A 15,648-nucleotide genomic window follows, 5' to 3' on the forward strand; every position below is an offset into this window, starting at 1 on the left:
CACCAAATGAACAGAAGTGAACGCCGACGCAACGAAAAAAAATCCCGATCAAATACTTCGAAATCAACAACGCGGCCCCCCTCGGCCGCGTTGCCTGTAGTTTCCGAAGAAGTACAACATCTTCTTTCTGTCGGGAAAAAGCATCATGCCAGCGGCGACTTGTCAAACGCCGTGAAAACATATGCTCAAATCCTGTCAACGGACCCAAAGCAACCGACGGCTCTTTATTTATTAGGAGTGGCGTTTCTGCAATCTGGTCAACATGACAAAGCGGTGGAATTCTTACAGAATTCACTCTCTGTTTTTCCCAATAACGCAGAAGCAAACAACAATTTGGGCGTCGCATTAAATGCAACGGCGAAAACGGCTGATGCAGAAGAAAGCTATCGCCGCGCCATTGCGATAAAGCCTGATTATGCCGCTGCACATAAAAACCTTGGCGCCCTTTTTGCCTCCAACAACAAGCTAGACGCAGGTCTTGATTGCTATCGTAAAACAGTAAGCCTTGTTCCCAATAGCGCTGAAGGCCACAAAGCCATTGGTGATATCCTTACCAAACAACAAAGATACGAAGAAGCTCTTGAAAGCTACCTGAAAGCGCGAGCTATCAATCCGATGGATGCTGATGTACTTACGTCGGCGGGCATCGCACTACAATTCCTGTCACGTCATCAAGAAGCTCTAAAACTTCATAGCCAAGCGACAAATTTCTGCCCAGGTGAAGATCGCCACTGGACAGCCTTCAGTGATTGCGTTTCAGGCATGACCTTTTCCAGCACAAATGATGACCTCGAAACTTCCTTGCTGGCACTTCTCGAAAAGAATGATTTGTCACCAGCAACTCTGATGTTCCCGATCGTCAGTGCCTTACGGCATCGCGAGGAGTTTACACGCCTTCTTGACACGTCCGATACGATGTCGGGTGATGCTCCTTCATTTCTGAGTGATATAAAGATTCTAACGCAGTCTCAACTTTTCATGCGCTTGCTGGCCCGCGTACCGATTGCAGACTTACGCATCGAACGGCTTTTGACCGCCCTTCGCCGGGCTTTGCTGTCCAAAATGTCGCAGGGCGAGGATCTCCACAACGAGATTGATTTCATCGCGGCTCTGGCACAACAGTGTTTTATCAATGAATATGCCTACACCATCGACGAAGAAGAACAAGGGAATCTTGAAGATCTGAAATACCGAATAGAAGATCTGTTTGCACGAAATCAAGATATTTCGCCATATTTATGGTTGCTCGTCGGCTGTTACGAACCGCTAAAAAATATCCCGTGGAAATCGGACATACCAGTTCCTGAGAATGATGGTCAAATATCACAAGCCTACCGCTTACAAGTCACTGAACCTGCGACTGAAAGAGAATTGAGCGAGACAATCCCACAAATCACAGAAATACAAGATGCCACATCGCAAAGCGTTCGCGCACAATACGAGGAAAATCCTTATCCTCGCTGGGTTCACACATCTCGTCTGACACCGAAACCCATAAAAGATGTGCTCTGTGCCCCGCCTCTTTCTTTCAAGCTGGATGAGTACACTGCACCGCAGGCTCCGGATACTCTCGTTGCAGGTTGCGGAACCGGTCAACATGCCATTCAGGCTGCATCACGGTTTTCAGGCACGAAAGTAACTGCTGTCGATCTCAGTCTTGGAAGCCTTTCTTACGCGTTCCGTAAAACACGCGAGATGGGCTTGAAAAACATTGAATACATTCAGGGCGACATCCTCCAACTCGGCAAGATTGGCAAAACGTTTGATATGATTGAATGCGGCGGCGTTCTTCATCATATGGCCGAGCCACTTAAAGGATGGGAGGTTTTGGTAAGCCTTCTGCGTGATAACGGCCTCATGAAAATCGGCTTGTATAGCGAGAAGGGCCGACCAGACATTATTGCCGCCCGTAACTTCATCGAACAAGGGGGCTATGGTGCCTCCGCATCCGAAATCCGACGTTGCCGGCAAGATATCGTCGCGGCTGCTGAAAAAGGTGACCCTGAACTGATACAACTTTGTATGCGAGGCGACTTTTACAGCCTAAGCCCTTGCAGAGACTTAATTTTTCACGTACAGGAACATCGCTTCACCATTCCGAAAATTGCGCGCGCCCTAGATACATTGGGATTAGAATTTATCGGATTTGAAACGCCAACACCACAAACACTGGTTCAATTTAGAAAAGAGAACCCTGAATGCCCCCCAAGCCTAGTGCTTAATCGGTGGCATAGGTTTGAAGAACGCTTTCCTGATACCTTCAGGGGCATGTACCAGTTCTGGTGTCGCAAAACTGCACGGTAAATTTTGCCCACAACTTTCATGGGTAAGTTGGCACGGCTCAACAACACAACATTATGATTTTCTTTAGTATAACGAAATCCAAGCTATACAACACTTAAATCCTAAAACTGGCACAACTATTGCGTTCACCACCTCCAGATAGTACGATAACACTCAGGATTGCATTCTGAGCAGCGGGCTTGGGGACAGATTCCGAATTGCCACACAGCCCGGTGATGCACTGGTAACAAGTGAAGACCGTCGCACGCAACTAACGTAGGAATAGAAAGATGGCTCTCAATATCATTTCCAACTATGCCGCCAACGTTGCTCACCGCAACCTGAGCAATTCAGATGAAATGGCGACACGTTCGCTTTCCAAACTTTCATCAGGCACACGCGTTGTCTCTGCACGCGACGATGCGGCCTCGATGGCAATTGGTGCCCGCCTGAATTCACAGGTGGAGGCGCTTAAAACAGCCACGGTCAACGTTGGGCAAGCAAATTCGATGCTCCAGATCGCCGATGGCGGCATGTCAACAATCAACGATGTCTTGACCCGGATGAAAACTTTGGCGGTTCAGGCAGCATCAGACAACTTGTCAACCACCGAGCGTGGCTTCCTGAATGACGAGTTCCAGGCACTCGACCAAGAAGTCTCCCGTGTTGCGGACTCAACGTCCTTTAACGGCGTCAATTTGCTTTCTGGTCAGACGACCTTTGGTGTAGATCCGGCTGCCGTCGGAACCAACATTGAAGCCGCCGACGGTATTGCAGCCTTCACCATCAACAGTGATGCGGGCCTTGTAGCTGCTGATACGATCTCGATTACATTCGACAACGCGACCAACACCATGACCCTGACCAACACCGATCAAGCGAACTTCTCGCAGTCGGTTGACTTGGACGACATTGGTGTTACCGCTTTGGCTGGTGCTCAGACCGCAGACGTTGAATTCGGTGCACTTGGCATTACGATTACGCTGAACTCCGCATTCCAGTTCGGCACAGATATCACCGCCAACAACACGTTTGACGTTGCAGCCCAGACCGGCCCGGCATCGCTGACCTATCAAATTGGCTCTGGCAACAATGCAGCGGTTGACCGTCTTACCTTCAACCTGACATCGGTTAGCTCAGCAGCACTTGGTGTTGCAGCCCTTGATGTTAGCACGCTTGCAGGTGCTCAGGCCGCCATAACCGGCGTCGACACCGCGATTGACACCTTGCAAACAGCACGCTCTAACGTTGGTGTGGGCCAGAACCGTCTTGACTTCGCAGCCAAAAATTTGGCTTCGTCGCAAGAAAATAATGAAGCGGCCCGTTCGACATTGATGGATCTTGATGTTGCCTCGGAGATGACCCAGTTCACCTCCAAGCAGATTCTAGTTCAGTCGGGTGTCGCCATGCTCGCACAAGCCAACCAAATGCCTCAGAATCTGCTCCGTCTGCTTCAAGGCTAAGCTCTGCTTACTGACAACGAAGCAGAATAATAAAATACATTATAACAGGAGGGCTCTCACACGAGCCCTCCTTCATTATCTCCGCCTTATACTACTAGGGTCTGAACCCAATTGGAACGCTTGAAATTTATAGTCGGAATGTGATTCATCCTTTGGGAAAGGGAGTTATCACATGGCACGATTTGATTTGAGCGATAAAGAATGGACGATCATTGCTCCGCTTCTTCCTATTGACGGTCGTGGGCCGAAACGGCGGGACGACAGAACAGTTCTTAATGGCATCTTCTACATTCTTCGAACCGGCGCGCCCTGGCGGGATCTTCCAGGAAGATATGGTCCGCCTACGACAGTCTATAATCGTTATGTCCGCTGGGGAGAGCGCGGCATATGGCGCGAGATATTCGAGGCCCTAGCATCAGAACATGAAGATGCGCTTGTCTTTATCGACAGTTCAATAGTGAAGGCTCACCGCGCCGCGGCTGGTTCAAAAAAGGGGAACTGGCAGAGGGTATTGGACGCTCACGCGGCGGCAGGACAAGTAAAGTTCACGCCGCTGTAGATGTACTCGGTCGCCCGTTACGCCTTGCGATCAGTGGCGGACAACTCCATGACAGCAAGATGATCGACTGCTTCCTGAATTGGACAAAACCACCATTGGCCATTGTCGCCGACAAGGCCTATGGCAGTGCACGTATCCGTCGGGAGATAGAGGATGAAGGTGCCTTGCCAGTGATCCCCGCCAAGGCAAATGCTAGAAAGCCTATCCCTCATGACGCGGGTCTTTACGCCAAACGCAATCTTGTTGAGCGTTTCTTCTGCCGTATGAAGGATATGAGGCGGCTGACTATCCGATACGAAAAGTCAGCAGAAAACTTCCTTAATATGGTCCGGATTTTCGCAATCAGATGTTGGGCCAATTGAGTCCAGACCCTAGTAGAGATTGGCCCGCCAGCCTCCCAATCAGTCGATTCGTAAATTTGACCAGAATTGACTATTTTTATGCAATTAAGCAGACTACTATTCGACTCAACGGCGTTACCCCTCCACGACAAATCGACTAATGCATTGATTTATAAAATTAATTTTTTGTTCACTTTTTGCTAGACAGCCAAGCCATACATAAGTATATTTCAACTTACGAAAGCACCCGTCATCGTGTGATCAGGAAGATCTTTTCGATGATAGTCTGGCAATGTCGCCAGGTTTTGAGTAGCAGAAGCTATTCCGAGCTATCCATGTAGGAGAAATAAAATGGCTCTTAATATCATTTCCAACTATGCCGCCAACGTTGCTCACCGTAATCTGAGCAGTTCTGATGAAATGGCGACCCGTTCCCTTACCAAACTGTCTTCTGGTACCCGCGTCGTTTCCGCACGTGACGATGCTGCTTCCATGGCAATTGGTGCTCGCCTAAATTCACAGGTTGAAGCTCTCAAAACCGCTACGGTTAACGTTGGCCAGGCAAACTCGATGCTGCAGATTGCCGATGGCGGCATGTCTACCATCAACGACGTTTTGACCCGTATGAAAACTTTGGCTGTTCAGGCCGCATCTGACAACTTGTCAACCACTGAACGTGGCTTCTTGAACGATGAGTTTCAGGCGCTTGACGCCGAAGTATCGCGTGTTGCTGACTCGACCTCTTTCAACGGCATTCAACTGCTTTCTGGTCAGACTACCTTTGGTGTCGATCCTACCGCAGTTGGTACCAACATTGAAGCAGCAGACGGTATTGCTGCCTTCAAAATCAACAGTGATGCTGGCCTTGTAGCTGCTGATACGATCTCGATCACCTTCGACAACGCCACCAACACCATGACCCTGACCAACACCAACCAAGCGAACTTCTCGCAGTCGGTTGACTTGGACGACATTGGTGTTACCGCTTTGGCTGGCGCCGAGACCGCAGACGTTGAATTCGGTGCACTTGGTATTACGCTTACCCTGAACTCCGCATTCGCCTTTGGTACTGACATCACCGCCAACAACACGTTTGACGTTGCAGCCCAGACCGGTCCAGCTTCGCTGACCTACCAGATCGGCTCTGGTAACAATGCGGCAGTTGACCGTCTCACCTTCAACCTGACATCGGTTAGCTCCGCAGCACTTGGTGTTGCAGCCCTTGATGTTAGCACACTTGCAGGTGCTCAGGCCTCGATTGCCGGTCTTGATACCGCCATCGATACTCTGCAGACTGCACGTTCCAACGTTGGTGTGGGCCAGAACCGTCTTGACTTCGCAGCCAAAAACTTGGCCTCGTCGCAAGAAAACAACGAAGCGGCCCGTTCAACACTGATGGACCTTGACGTTGCTGCCGAAATGACCAAGTTCACTTCCAAGCAGATCCTGGTTCAGTCTGGTGTTGCCATGTTGGCTCAGGCCAACCAGATGCCGCAGAACCTGCTGCGTCTCCTGCAGTAATCCTGATATCCGAGTTGGGATGAGGGCTTTCCCTCATCCCATTTCCGGTTTATCTTTTACTCCAGCGTGGCACAGGAGGGTCAGATGGAACTTATCAACACATATACTTCCAGTAGTGCAGCGGCACAGAGCAGCAAGCCTTCTTCTACCCCTTCTGCGCCTGCAATCAATGTTTCAGCTCAAACTGATCTCGCGACCTTTGGGTCGAAGGGATCAGGTAGTAGTCAAGGCTTTAAACTTCAAAAAGCTCTGGCTAATCTTGATATCCCCGAAATTGCAAACAACGATGCACGTGTTGAATTAAACTTCAACCAGGACACAGGTCGTGTTGTTGCAAAAATCATGGATCGCGCTAGCGGAGAAGTCCTGCGCGAACTTCCGTCTAAAGAGCTGCAGCAACTATTTTCGCATATGCGTGAATATCTCGGCAGCGTTGTGGACGAAGAAATTTAATCAAGCGATTGGGTTATCGGCAGGCACGCTTCTTGCTTCGGCCATTTAATAGTGGCACAGCACGCTTACTAGCGACAGCCAACTGAAGACGCCCAGGGAGCTAAACCGATGAGCAGCTTAAATCTAAATAATATCTATGTCGGCGAAAACGGCCGTGTCCAGTTGTCTGGTGGCTCGTCTAACATTGATTTCGTCGACACCGTCGACCAGATGATTGCTGCCCGTCGCATTCCGGCCGATAATCTCGAAAAGCGTGTTGAAGCAAACGACGAGAAAATAGCAGCGCTGAAAGAGCTTCAGACACTGGTCGGTACGCTCAAAGACTCGATGGCGAACCTGTACGGTGCTACAAGCTTCGACAATTCGAAAAACATCTTCGAATCTAAAACGATTTTTGCCTCCTCAGACGGCACCTCCGCTGGATCTTTGATCGGTGTTGCCGCTTCAAACGCTGCCGAAAGCGGTAGCTATACCTTTGAAATTGACCAAGTAGCTAGTAAGCATAAACTGTCTAGTGATACTCAGGCTGTCGCGGCAAGCGCGGACATAACCGGGATCACTGGAACAGGTAGCTTTACCGTGACCGGTGGGGCTGGTAGTTCGACCGTAACAGTTGCTGCGGGCGATAGCCTTCAAGAAATTCGCGACAAAATTAACAACATCAAGGACAGCACAGGTGTTCAGGCATCTGTTGTGAAGGTGTCTGCGACTGAAAGTACAATTATTCTCACCTCCACGGAAGAAGGTGTTGATAATCGCATGTCCTTTAGTGACGATAGCGGTAATGTACTGCAAAGCCTTGGCATTCTAAGTGACCCAACAACTATCAACGCTACAAACGTTATTGATGATGGAAATGACGCAATGATCCAGCTTGATGGGATTGCTGTCACGCGTGGCTCAAACGAATTTTCCGATTTAATTGATGGTCTGTCGATCAGTCTCTATGATGCAGAACCTGGAACAAAAGTAACAATAGAAGTCGAGCAGGACCTCAATCAGGCCAAAACCGCAATTCTTGACTTCGTTGAAGCTTATAATGCCGTGCAGTCGTTTATCAACGACAAGACTTATGTTGATCCGACCACATTCAAAGCCTCCGACGATGCCGTGCTTCTTGGAAATTCCGCCGTTAAAAGCATAGAAGCCTCATTGCAACAGATCGCAGGCACCTTTGCGGATGGCGTGACGGACCGGGTAGATAAGGATGATTACACTGTTCTTGCGGAAGTCGGCATTTCTTTCTTGGGCTATGGCGCAACCGAGGACTCAAGCCTTGAAAAAACGCTAGAGGTTGATGAGACAGCCCTGAACGAAGCGCTATTGAACAACCCAAGCGAAGTGATGGAACTGTTCTTGTTCAAAGGAACATCGGACAATTCAGATGTCTCGATGACTGGTTTTAGCAACAAGACAGGTGCCGCGACCTACGATTTCAACATTGATGCCGCTGCTGGTGCTATCAATGGCGTCACCTATGATATTACGGTCAATGGTGTCACCACCGCAGGGTTAACCGCCACGGTGACCGGTTCTTCAATCGTCACGGAAGACGGACTTCGTCTGTTCTATAGTGGTGATAAAAACGCAGCGGATACCGCATCTGTTACCACAACAAACGGTATCGGATCACAGCTGTACTTTGCACTGGACTCCATGCTTGACGATGAAAACGGGACTCTTACGCAAGCAATTGCGGATCTAGAAACCCAGAATACGTCATACGAGGATAAAGTTGGACGGATAGACGAGAGCCTTGCGCGACAACGTGAAGTCCTGATGGATAAGTTCATTGCGATGGAAGCAGCCCTTTCGCGAATGAAGAATATTCAGAGTTCTCTCGACGAATTGATGGCAGCAGGAAAAGAAAGTAGTTAACTTTTATCTGCCATACATGCACACTACGGAGACGCACCGCATACCAAGGAGTGTCGTATGAACGAACACGCCGCCCATACTTACAGGCAACAACAGGTCAATACAGCAACACCAGCCAAGATGGTATTCATGCTGTATGAAAAGATCTTGTCTCGCTTACAAGAAGTACAAAACGCGATTGAGCGCAAAGACATTCAAGCGCGATGCAATGCTAATTGCAATGTCCAGGAACTTCTTGCTCATCTTTCAAACACTCTCGACATGGCCCAAGGTGGGGAGATCGCCGCGAATCTTGAGCAGCTTTATACACACTGCTTACTTCGCTTGATGGATGTTGATCGTCATAATGACCCTGAAGCTGCGGCTGAGGTCTCTATGCTATTGACCCCTCTTCGCGATGCATGGGCCGAGCTTGCCGAGAAAAGCGAAGGTGAATTGCGTCAGGCCGTCATGAGCGCACAGCAAGGTCAACACTTTACAAACGCTGAATCTTCTCCTAAATCTTCAGCAGCAGTTGATACTGAAAACGTTGCGCCGCCTAAGCCTGGGCTTTCTATATCAGCTTAGGGTTCGCCCGATTGCGATCACGATTAGATTTTCAAAGGCCCTCGATTGTTCGAGGGCCTTTTTCACATACGCGACCCTGTTTTAAGACATAGAAACAAGCCAACCTTGAAGAAACCCGGCAACGTGATCATTTTTGCCCGCTCATCAAGTTCGCCCCTCTCGGTAAAATTTTCCCCTGCCGGCGAATGCAGCCTAACGCCCTGAAAATCTATACAATTTATTAACGATCAAAACTGGCCCGCCGCTTGCAACTGTTCTGACACTGTTTCCATAAGGACCAAGGTCATGAACAGCTCTGCGATTACAAACAGCATTATGCCAACCGTTTCCATTCCCGGTACACCCGCCAGCAATAGCGCGGCTTCGGGCTTTGGTGATGTAATGGCGTCAGTCACAGAAAACTGGTCTGAGCGCAAAAGTCAGATCAAACATGACGCGGCAAAATCTGCCCAGAGTACATGGGACGAAAACCGCGCCGATTTGAACGCAAAGCGTAGCAGCGAACACAACACTGATCGCGACTATTCAGCATCCGACAATCGTCGCGATGACGAACCTGTTCGTGCGGATCAAGATCATCGTGATGACCATGCCAAGGTCGATGATTCTAAATCTGATGATAATCATGATCTGGACGCCGGTCATACTGACGACGATGGCGTTCATCGTGATATGGAACATGCAGATAACTCTGACAGCGCACCCGATGATCACGCTGCCTCTGATGGCGATAGCAAAGACGTCGCACAAGCTGACGATGGCAATGTTGCGCAAGATACTGCTGGTGATCCTTCCCAGACAGAGCTTGGTATAACGGATCCTAACCAGTCAGTGCAAACTGTCCAGTCCTCCGTCCCGCTTCCTGGCTCCCCCGAAGAAATTGCTTTGGCGAATGCTAAATCCAGCATTGCACAGGGCTCTGCTTCTAATGCAGCAGCTGCGGGGCAAAACTCAGCCGGTATGGCGGCAAACGCGACATCTGCAGAAGCCACAACCGATGGCTTGATGAGTTCAACCGCCTTGTCTCAGCCTGCCGCTGGCGCATCCGCCAAAATGGCGATGAATGGTGCCGACGACGCAGCAGGTGATGAGCTTTCATCAGACAAGTTCCTGTCGCGTGTTATCGATTCCATGAGCGGTGATGGCAAAGCCAAATCCGATACCTCTGGAATTTCAAACGCATCTGTAAACAGCCAGTCGTCGAATGCTGCCGGTGCTCAACAGGCAACTGCAAGCAACCCGGCACAAACTGCCCAGGCAGCCCAACAGGCCATGGCAGCAGCTGGCACGCAAACCATACAGAACAATCCCGCTGCTCAAACCAACACAGCAGCAGCAGGTGCCGTAACCGCAACTGGCGGTACCGAAGCTACAACGCAGGCGGCAAACGGCCAACTCAACACCACCAGCACATTGCAGCAAACCAATACCGGTGGGCAAACCGCACAAACTGCGCGCCATGCCCCGGCACAACAGGTTCAGCAGCAAGTTGCTGTCTCGATCAAGAACGCCGCCAGTGACGGCGTTGATAAGATTTCAGTCCAGCTTCGTCCCGAACATCTCGGACGTGTGGATGTAAAAATGGAGATCGGCCACGATGGTCGTATCCAAGGTGTCATTCAGGCCGATACACGTGAAACACTCGACTTGTTACGTCAGGATTCACGTGCATTGCAGCAGGCTCTTAAGGATGCCGGCCTGAATGCAGACAGTCAAAGCTTCACCTTTGAACACAGAGATCAAGGCGGCCAAAGTCAGGATGGCAAAGGTCAATCTCAGATGTCCGCTAATCAGGGCAGTAGCCCGGAAGATGGCGATGTCCTGAGCGGAGCTGAACTCGCCGAACATGTTGGCATTGGCTATGGGATTAATCCCAATGGCCTTGTCGATATCCGGATTTAGAGAAGGTAGAGGGAAAATCCCATGACCGTTTCATCCCTGACAAATGTTGGACTTTCCTCGTCGGATACCAACGCCGCGTCGAGCAGTTCGTCAAATCAGCTTGCTCAGAACTTCGATACGTTCCTGACATTGCTGACGACACAGCTGCAAAATCAGGACCCGACTTCGCCAATGGAAAGTGATAAATTCACCGACCAACTGAGCCAGTTCGCACAGGTAGAGCAAGGTATTCAGAGCAACAAAAACCTCGAAGACCTGATCTCGATGCAAAGTCAGCAGCGTCAGCTTTCGGCACTGTCTTATGTCGGTGCTGAAATCGAAGCCGTTGGCGATACCAACTGGCTCGAAGAAGATGGCGAGCTTAAATACAAATACAATGTTTCCCCTGAAGTTCCGCGTCTGGAATTGCAGATTCAGGATCAAAGCGGTGCAACGATTTATTCTGAAGAACTCACCGATGTTTCCGGGCTCCAGACCTTTACCTGGGACGGCAAGAACAACAGTGGTGTTGAACAGGCCGAAGGTGCTTACACACTTGTCCTCAAACCGAAGGCCGCAAATGGCGACACCTTTGCCGATGAAAAAGGCAAACCGGCATCTGTTGCGATTGGGATCATCGGATCTGTCGACAGTGTCGATATTGACGATACCGACATTTACCTTCGCATTGGTGATGTATCCGTGCCGTTCTCAACGCTTACCAACGTAAAATTGGGCGCGAGCAGCACAGATACAACCGATAACGGTTCCGGAAACAACGACGCGCAGGACGAAGCTGCCTAAGGGCACTCATCCGGATTTGATTAACACCCTGTACTTGCAGGAGAAGAACAATGAGCCTTTTTGGTGCAATGATATCCGGTGTTTCCGGCCTGAACGCGCAGTCTCAGAACTTGGGCGTCATCTCGGACAACATCTCGAACCTTAATACGATCGGTTATAAGGGAACCATCGGGCGTTTCTCGACCCTTGTGACCGAGGCCGCTTCAGACACCCGCTACACACCGGGTGGCGTTCGGTTCCACCCGACAGCTCTGATCAGCAAACAGGGTTTGCTGCAGGCAACCTCGTCAACCACGGCGGCGGCAATTTCCGGTGATGGCTTCTTCATCGTCCGCAATACTGCGTCGCCGGGCAGCAATGACGAGTTGTTCTTTACCCGTGCAGGTGATTTCAAACCCGATAATGACGGTTATTTGCGCAACACCGCCGGTTACTATGTTCAAGGTTGGGCAACCGATCGCGACGGGCAGCTTCTTGACACAGCGGGTAACGTGACGACCTCAAACAGCTCCGCGGTTACCGATTTGCAGGTTCTTGATATCAACTCGATCCTGACAGCAGCTGCTTCGACCACATCGATTGAGTTTGGGGCAAACTTGAACTCCGATGAAACCGCTGTTGTTGGTGGAACGGATACCTCGACCACTGTTGGTGCCGATTATGACACCACACTTCTGAACGGTTTTGCTGGCATTGCGACGGGTGACACATTCGATATTACCCATAACGGTACGACAACAACCATTACCATCGCCGCCACCGATACGCTTGAAAGTCTGGCGGCAAAAATCAGTGCCGTGACGGGCGCCACAGCAACAACCACGACAACCGGCACCAACGACACACTGACAGTTACCGGTTCTTTTGCTGATCAGGACGTGACTTTTGCTGATCCGGATGGTGTGCTTGCAGCATTGGGCTTTGCAACACTTCCGGCCGCTTTGTCCGCAACCTATACTGCGGGTGATCTTGCATCAGGGTCCGTTGCCGAAGACAACACGATGCCGGTTACAATCTATGACTCGCTGGGTTCTGCCCACACCGTCAATTTGCAGGTTGTTAAACTTGGTCAAAACCGTTGGGGCTTTGAGTTAACCGGTCAAACGACCGCTGGCCAACTTGATTCCACAGATCACCCAAACGGTCTGATCCAGGCCGGGACCGTTACCTTTGACGGTTCAGGCAACCTTCAGACCTTTACCGGGGTTGCCGCGACCATTGGGGCGGTCACAGTTGGGACCGCCGGTGATTTGACCGATGCGGACATTTCAGCCGAATGGACAAACGGTTCGGATGATAGTGCGATCAACCTTGATTTCGGCACCATTGGCCTTGGCAACGGGATTACCCAGTTTGCCGCCGGTTCCGATGCCAACGGCAACCTTGTCAGCTACACCACCCACTTCATCAACCAGGACGGCGCGCAAGCCGGGACCATGGTGAACTATGCCTTGACCGAAGAAGGTTTCCTTCAGGTCGAATTCGCCAACGGCGTTAAACGTCCAGTCTACAAGCTGGCCATTGCAACGTTTGAAGCCGCTGATGAAATGGAAAACCACACAGGTAACGTATTCCGCCAGACCCGTGAATCGGGTGACTATCTGTTACGTGAACCGGGTCTGAATGGTGCAGGGAACGTTGTGGCATCTGCTCTTGAAGGATCAAACGTCGATCTGGGTGAAGAATTCACCAACATGATCGTTACCCAGCGTGCGTACTCGGCCAACACCAAAACGATTACCACGACCGACGAGATGCTTGACGAACTTATTCGAATCAAACGGTAATTAGGTTTCTTTGCAGGGTATTAACCCACCCTGCAATGATCTCTTTTCTCAACACAGCAGACATATCTATTTGGTTGTCGGGAGTCCAAGATGAGCCTTTTTGGTGCAATGATATCCGGTGTTTCCGGCCTGAACGCGCAGTCTCAGAATCTGGGCGTCATCTCGGACAACATCTCGAACCTTAATACAATCGGTTATAAGGGGACCATCGGGCGTTTCTCGACCCTTGTGACCGAGGCCGCTTCAGACACCCGCTATACACCGGGTGGCGTTCGGTTCCACCCGACAGCTCTGATCAGCAAACAGGGTTTGCTGCAGGCAACCTCGTCAACCACGGCGGCGGCAATTTCCGGTGATGGCTTCTTCATCGTCCGCAATACTGCGTCGCCGGGCAGCAATGACGAGTTGTTCTTTACCCGTGCAGGTGATTTCAAACCCGATAATGACGGTTATTTGCGCAACACCGCCGGTTACTATGTTCAAGGTTGGGCAACCGATCGCGACGGGCAGCTTCTTGACACAGCGGGTAACGTGACGACCTCAAACAGCTCCGCGGTTACCGATTTGCAGGTTCTTGATATCAACTCGATCCTGACAGCAGCTGCTTCGACCACATCGATTGAGTTTGGGGCAAACTTGAACTCCGATGAAACCGCTGTTGTTGGTGCAACCGACGTGTCGACGACGGTTGGCATCGACTATGATACTACTGACTTGACAGCAATAGCCGGCATCGCCAACGGCGACAGTATCGATATCACTCATAATGGTACAACCACGACCATCACGATCAACACTGGTGACACGCTTGAAGTTCTTGCCGCTGCCATTAGTGCTGTGACCGGGATTTCAGCCACGACCACAACCACCGGAACCAACGATACGTTGACCCTTACTAGCGCGTTTGCAGACCAAGACGTCGTTCTCGCCAACTCCGGGGGCACCCCACTAACCGCATTAGGTTTTGGTACTGTTCCCGGCACACTATCAGCAACCTATACTGCGGGTGATCTTGCATCAGGGTCCGTTGCCGAAGACAACACGATGCCGGTTACAATCTATGACTCGCTGGGTTCTGCCCACACCGTCAATTTGCAGGTTGTTAAACTTGGTCAAAACCGTTGGGGCTTTGAGTTAACCGGTCAAACGACCGCTGGCCAACTTGATTCCACAGATCACCCAAACGGCCTGATCCAGGCCGGGACCGTTACGTTTGACGGTTCAGGCAACCTTCAGACCTTTACCGGGGTTGCCGCGACCATTGGGGCGGTCACAGTTGGGACCGCCGGTGATTTGACCGATGCGGACATTTCAGCCGAATGGACAAACGGTTCGGATGATAGTGCGATCAACCTTGATTTCGGCACCATTGGTCTTGGCAACGGGATTACCCAGTTTGCCGCCGGTTCTGATGCCAACGGTAACCTTGTCAGCTACACCACCCACTTCATCAACCAGGACGGTGCGCAAGCCGGGACCATGGTGAACTATGCCTTGACCGAAGAAGGTTTCCTTCAGGTCGAATTCGCCAACGGTGTCAAACGCCCGGTCTACAAACTGGCCATTGCAACGTTTGAAGCCGCTGATGAAATGGAAAACCACACAGGTAACGTATTCCGCCAGACCCGTGAATCGGGTGACTATCTGTTACGTGAACCGGGTCTGAATGGTGCAGGGAACGTTGTGGCATCGGCCCTTGAAGGATCAAACGTCGATCTGGGTGAAGAATTCACCAACATGATCGTTACCCAGCGTGCGTATTCGGCCAACACCAAAACGATTACCACGACCGACGAGATGCTTGACGAACTTATTCGAATCAAACGGTAATTAGGTTTCATTGCAGGGTGTTAACCTGCCCTGCGGTGAAATATCCGCTGAACGACTCGCCCGGCACACATGCCGGGCTTCTTTTTGACAAGATGACTCACTACATTAAGAGCTGGCGAAAGACGCTAACAAAGATACAAATGATTCAAATCACTGGCAAAATTGAATCATCCAACTCGGCAAAAATTGCCGGTTGTTAACCTGTTCTTCAGCATGGAGAACTATTCGTTGTTAATGCTGGTCGATTTCCGTATGGACCGACCCGCATTGGGGACAGTGGT

General features: G+C 50.6%; 10 protein-coding genes and 1 pseudogene. All 11 read left to right on the forward strand.

All coding sequences use genetic code 11. The features are described 5' to 3' along the window. The first annotated feature begins 6 nt into the window (after positions 1-6). The 11 genes and pseudogenes from ACQ0MK_RS12570 (at position 7) to ACQ0MK_RS12620 (ending at position 15,367) form a co-directional block, all read left to right on the forward strand. A complete protein-coding gene (locus tag ACQ0MK_RS12570) occupies positions 7-2,304 on the forward strand; it encodes a tetratricopeptide repeat protein (RefSeq protein ID WP_430472904.1) in 2,298 nt (765 codons plus the stop codon). A gap of 269 nt (positions 2,305-2,573) precedes the next feature. Continuing rightward, positions 2,574-3,746, forward strand: a complete 1,173-nt coding sequence (locus tag ACQ0MK_RS12575; protein ID WP_430472905.1) for a flagellin — start codon at positions 2,574-2,576, stop codon at positions 3,744-3,746. Positions 3,747-3,945: 199 nt separating this feature from the next. Continuing rightward, positions 3,946-4,664: pseudogene (locus ACQ0MK_RS12580) on the forward strand (IS5 family transposase); the annotation flags it as partial. A 333-nt stretch (positions 4,665-4,997) separates the two neighbouring features. Next, a complete protein-coding gene (locus ACQ0MK_RS12585) occupies positions 4,998-6,167 on the forward strand; it encodes a flagellin (RefSeq protein ID WP_430472906.1) in 1,170 nt (389 codons plus the stop codon). An 84-nt stretch (positions 6,168-6,251) separates the two neighbouring features. Beyond that, entirely contained in the window at positions 6,252-6,620 is a 369-nt protein-coding gene (locus ACQ0MK_RS12590; protein ID WP_430472907.1) for a flagellar protein FlaG, read from the forward strand. A gap of 108 nt (positions 6,621-6,728) precedes the next feature. Continuing rightward, on the forward strand, positions 6,729-8,498 hold the full coding sequence (gene fliD / locus ACQ0MK_RS12595) for a flagellar filament capping protein FliD (protein WP_430472908.1): 1,770 nt from the start codon (positions 6,729-6,731) through the stop codon (positions 8,496-8,498). A 57-nt stretch (positions 8,499-8,555) separates the two neighbouring features. Further along, positions 8,556-9,065 (forward strand): flagellar export chaperone FliS, encoded by a 510-nt coding sequence (gene fliS, locus ACQ0MK_RS12600; protein ID WP_430472909.1) that lies wholly within the window; start codon positions 8,556-8,558, stop codon positions 9,063-9,065. 285 nt (positions 9,066-9,350) lie between these two features. Then, on the forward strand, positions 9,351-10,967 hold the full coding sequence (locus ACQ0MK_RS12605; RefSeq protein WP_430472910.1) for a flagellar hook-length control protein FliK: 1,617 nt from the start codon (positions 9,351-9,353) through the stop codon (positions 10,965-10,967). Positions 10,968-10,988: 21 nt separating this feature from the next. Then, the gene (locus ACQ0MK_RS12610) at positions 10,989-11,750 is read left to right on the forward strand and encodes a flagellar hook assembly protein FlgD (protein WP_430472911.1); all 762 of its coding nucleotides are present in this window, start codon (positions 10,989-10,991) and stop codon (positions 11,748-11,750) included. Between the two features lie 50 nt (positions 11,751-11,800). Next, positions 11,801-13,537: a flagellar hook protein FlgE gene (locus tag ACQ0MK_RS12615; protein WP_430472912.1), complete on the forward strand. Its 1,737-nt coding sequence runs from the start codon at positions 11,801-11,803 to the stop codon at positions 13,535-13,537. Positions 13,538-13,627: 90 nt separating this feature from the next. After that, entirely contained in the window at positions 13,628-15,367 is a 1,740-nt protein-coding gene (locus tag ACQ0MK_RS12620) for a flagellar hook protein FlgE (protein WP_430472913.1), read from the forward strand. Positions 15,368-15,648 lie beyond the last annotated feature (281 nt).

Source organism: Thalassospira lucentensis (genome assembly GCF_050516545.1).
Lineage (GTDB): Bacteria > Pseudomonadota > Alphaproteobacteria > Rhodospirillales > Thalassospiraceae > Thalassospira > Thalassospira lucentensis_C.

What these genes read in the sequence shown, in the direction of transcription:
- ACQ0MK_RS12585 (WP_430472906.1), top strand. Translation starts at nt 4,998, where the DNA reads ATGGCTCTTAATATCATTTCCAACTATGCCGCCAACGTTGCTCACCGT.
- ACQ0MK_RS12605 (WP_430472910.1), top strand. Translation starts at nt 9,351, where the DNA reads ATGAACAGCTCTGCGATTACAAACAGCATTATGCCAACCGTTTCCATT.
- ACQ0MK_RS12615 (WP_430472912.1), top strand. Translation starts at nt 11,801, where the DNA reads ATGAGCCTTTTTGGTGCAATGATATCCGGTGTTTCCGGCCTGAACGCG.
- ACQ0MK_RS12620 (WP_430472913.1), top strand. Translation starts at nt 13,628, where the DNA reads ATGAGCCTTTTTGGTGCAATGATATCCGGTGTTTCCGGCCTGAACGCG.
- ACQ0MK_RS12590 (WP_430472907.1), top strand. Translation starts at nt 6,252, where the DNA reads ATGGAACTTATCAACACATATACTTCCAGTAGTGCAGCGGCACAGAGC.
- ACQ0MK_RS12610 (WP_430472911.1), top strand. Translation starts at nt 10,989, where the DNA reads ATGACCGTTTCATCCCTGACAAATGTTGGACTTTCCTCGTCGGATACC.
- fliD (WP_430472908.1), top strand. Translation starts at nt 6,729, where the DNA reads ATGAGCAGCTTAAATCTAAATAATATCTATGTCGGCGAAAACGGCCGT.
- ACQ0MK_RS12570 (WP_430472904.1), top strand. Translation starts at nt 7, where the DNA reads ATGAACAGAAGTGAACGCCGACGCAACGAAAAAAAATCCCGATCAAAT.
- fliS (WP_430472909.1), top strand. Translation starts at nt 8,556, where the DNA reads ATGAACGAACACGCCGCCCATACTTACAGGCAACAACAGGTCAATACA.
- ACQ0MK_RS12575 (WP_430472905.1), top strand. Translation starts at nt 2,574, where the DNA reads ATGGCTCTCAATATCATTTCCAACTATGCCGCCAACGTTGCTCACCGC.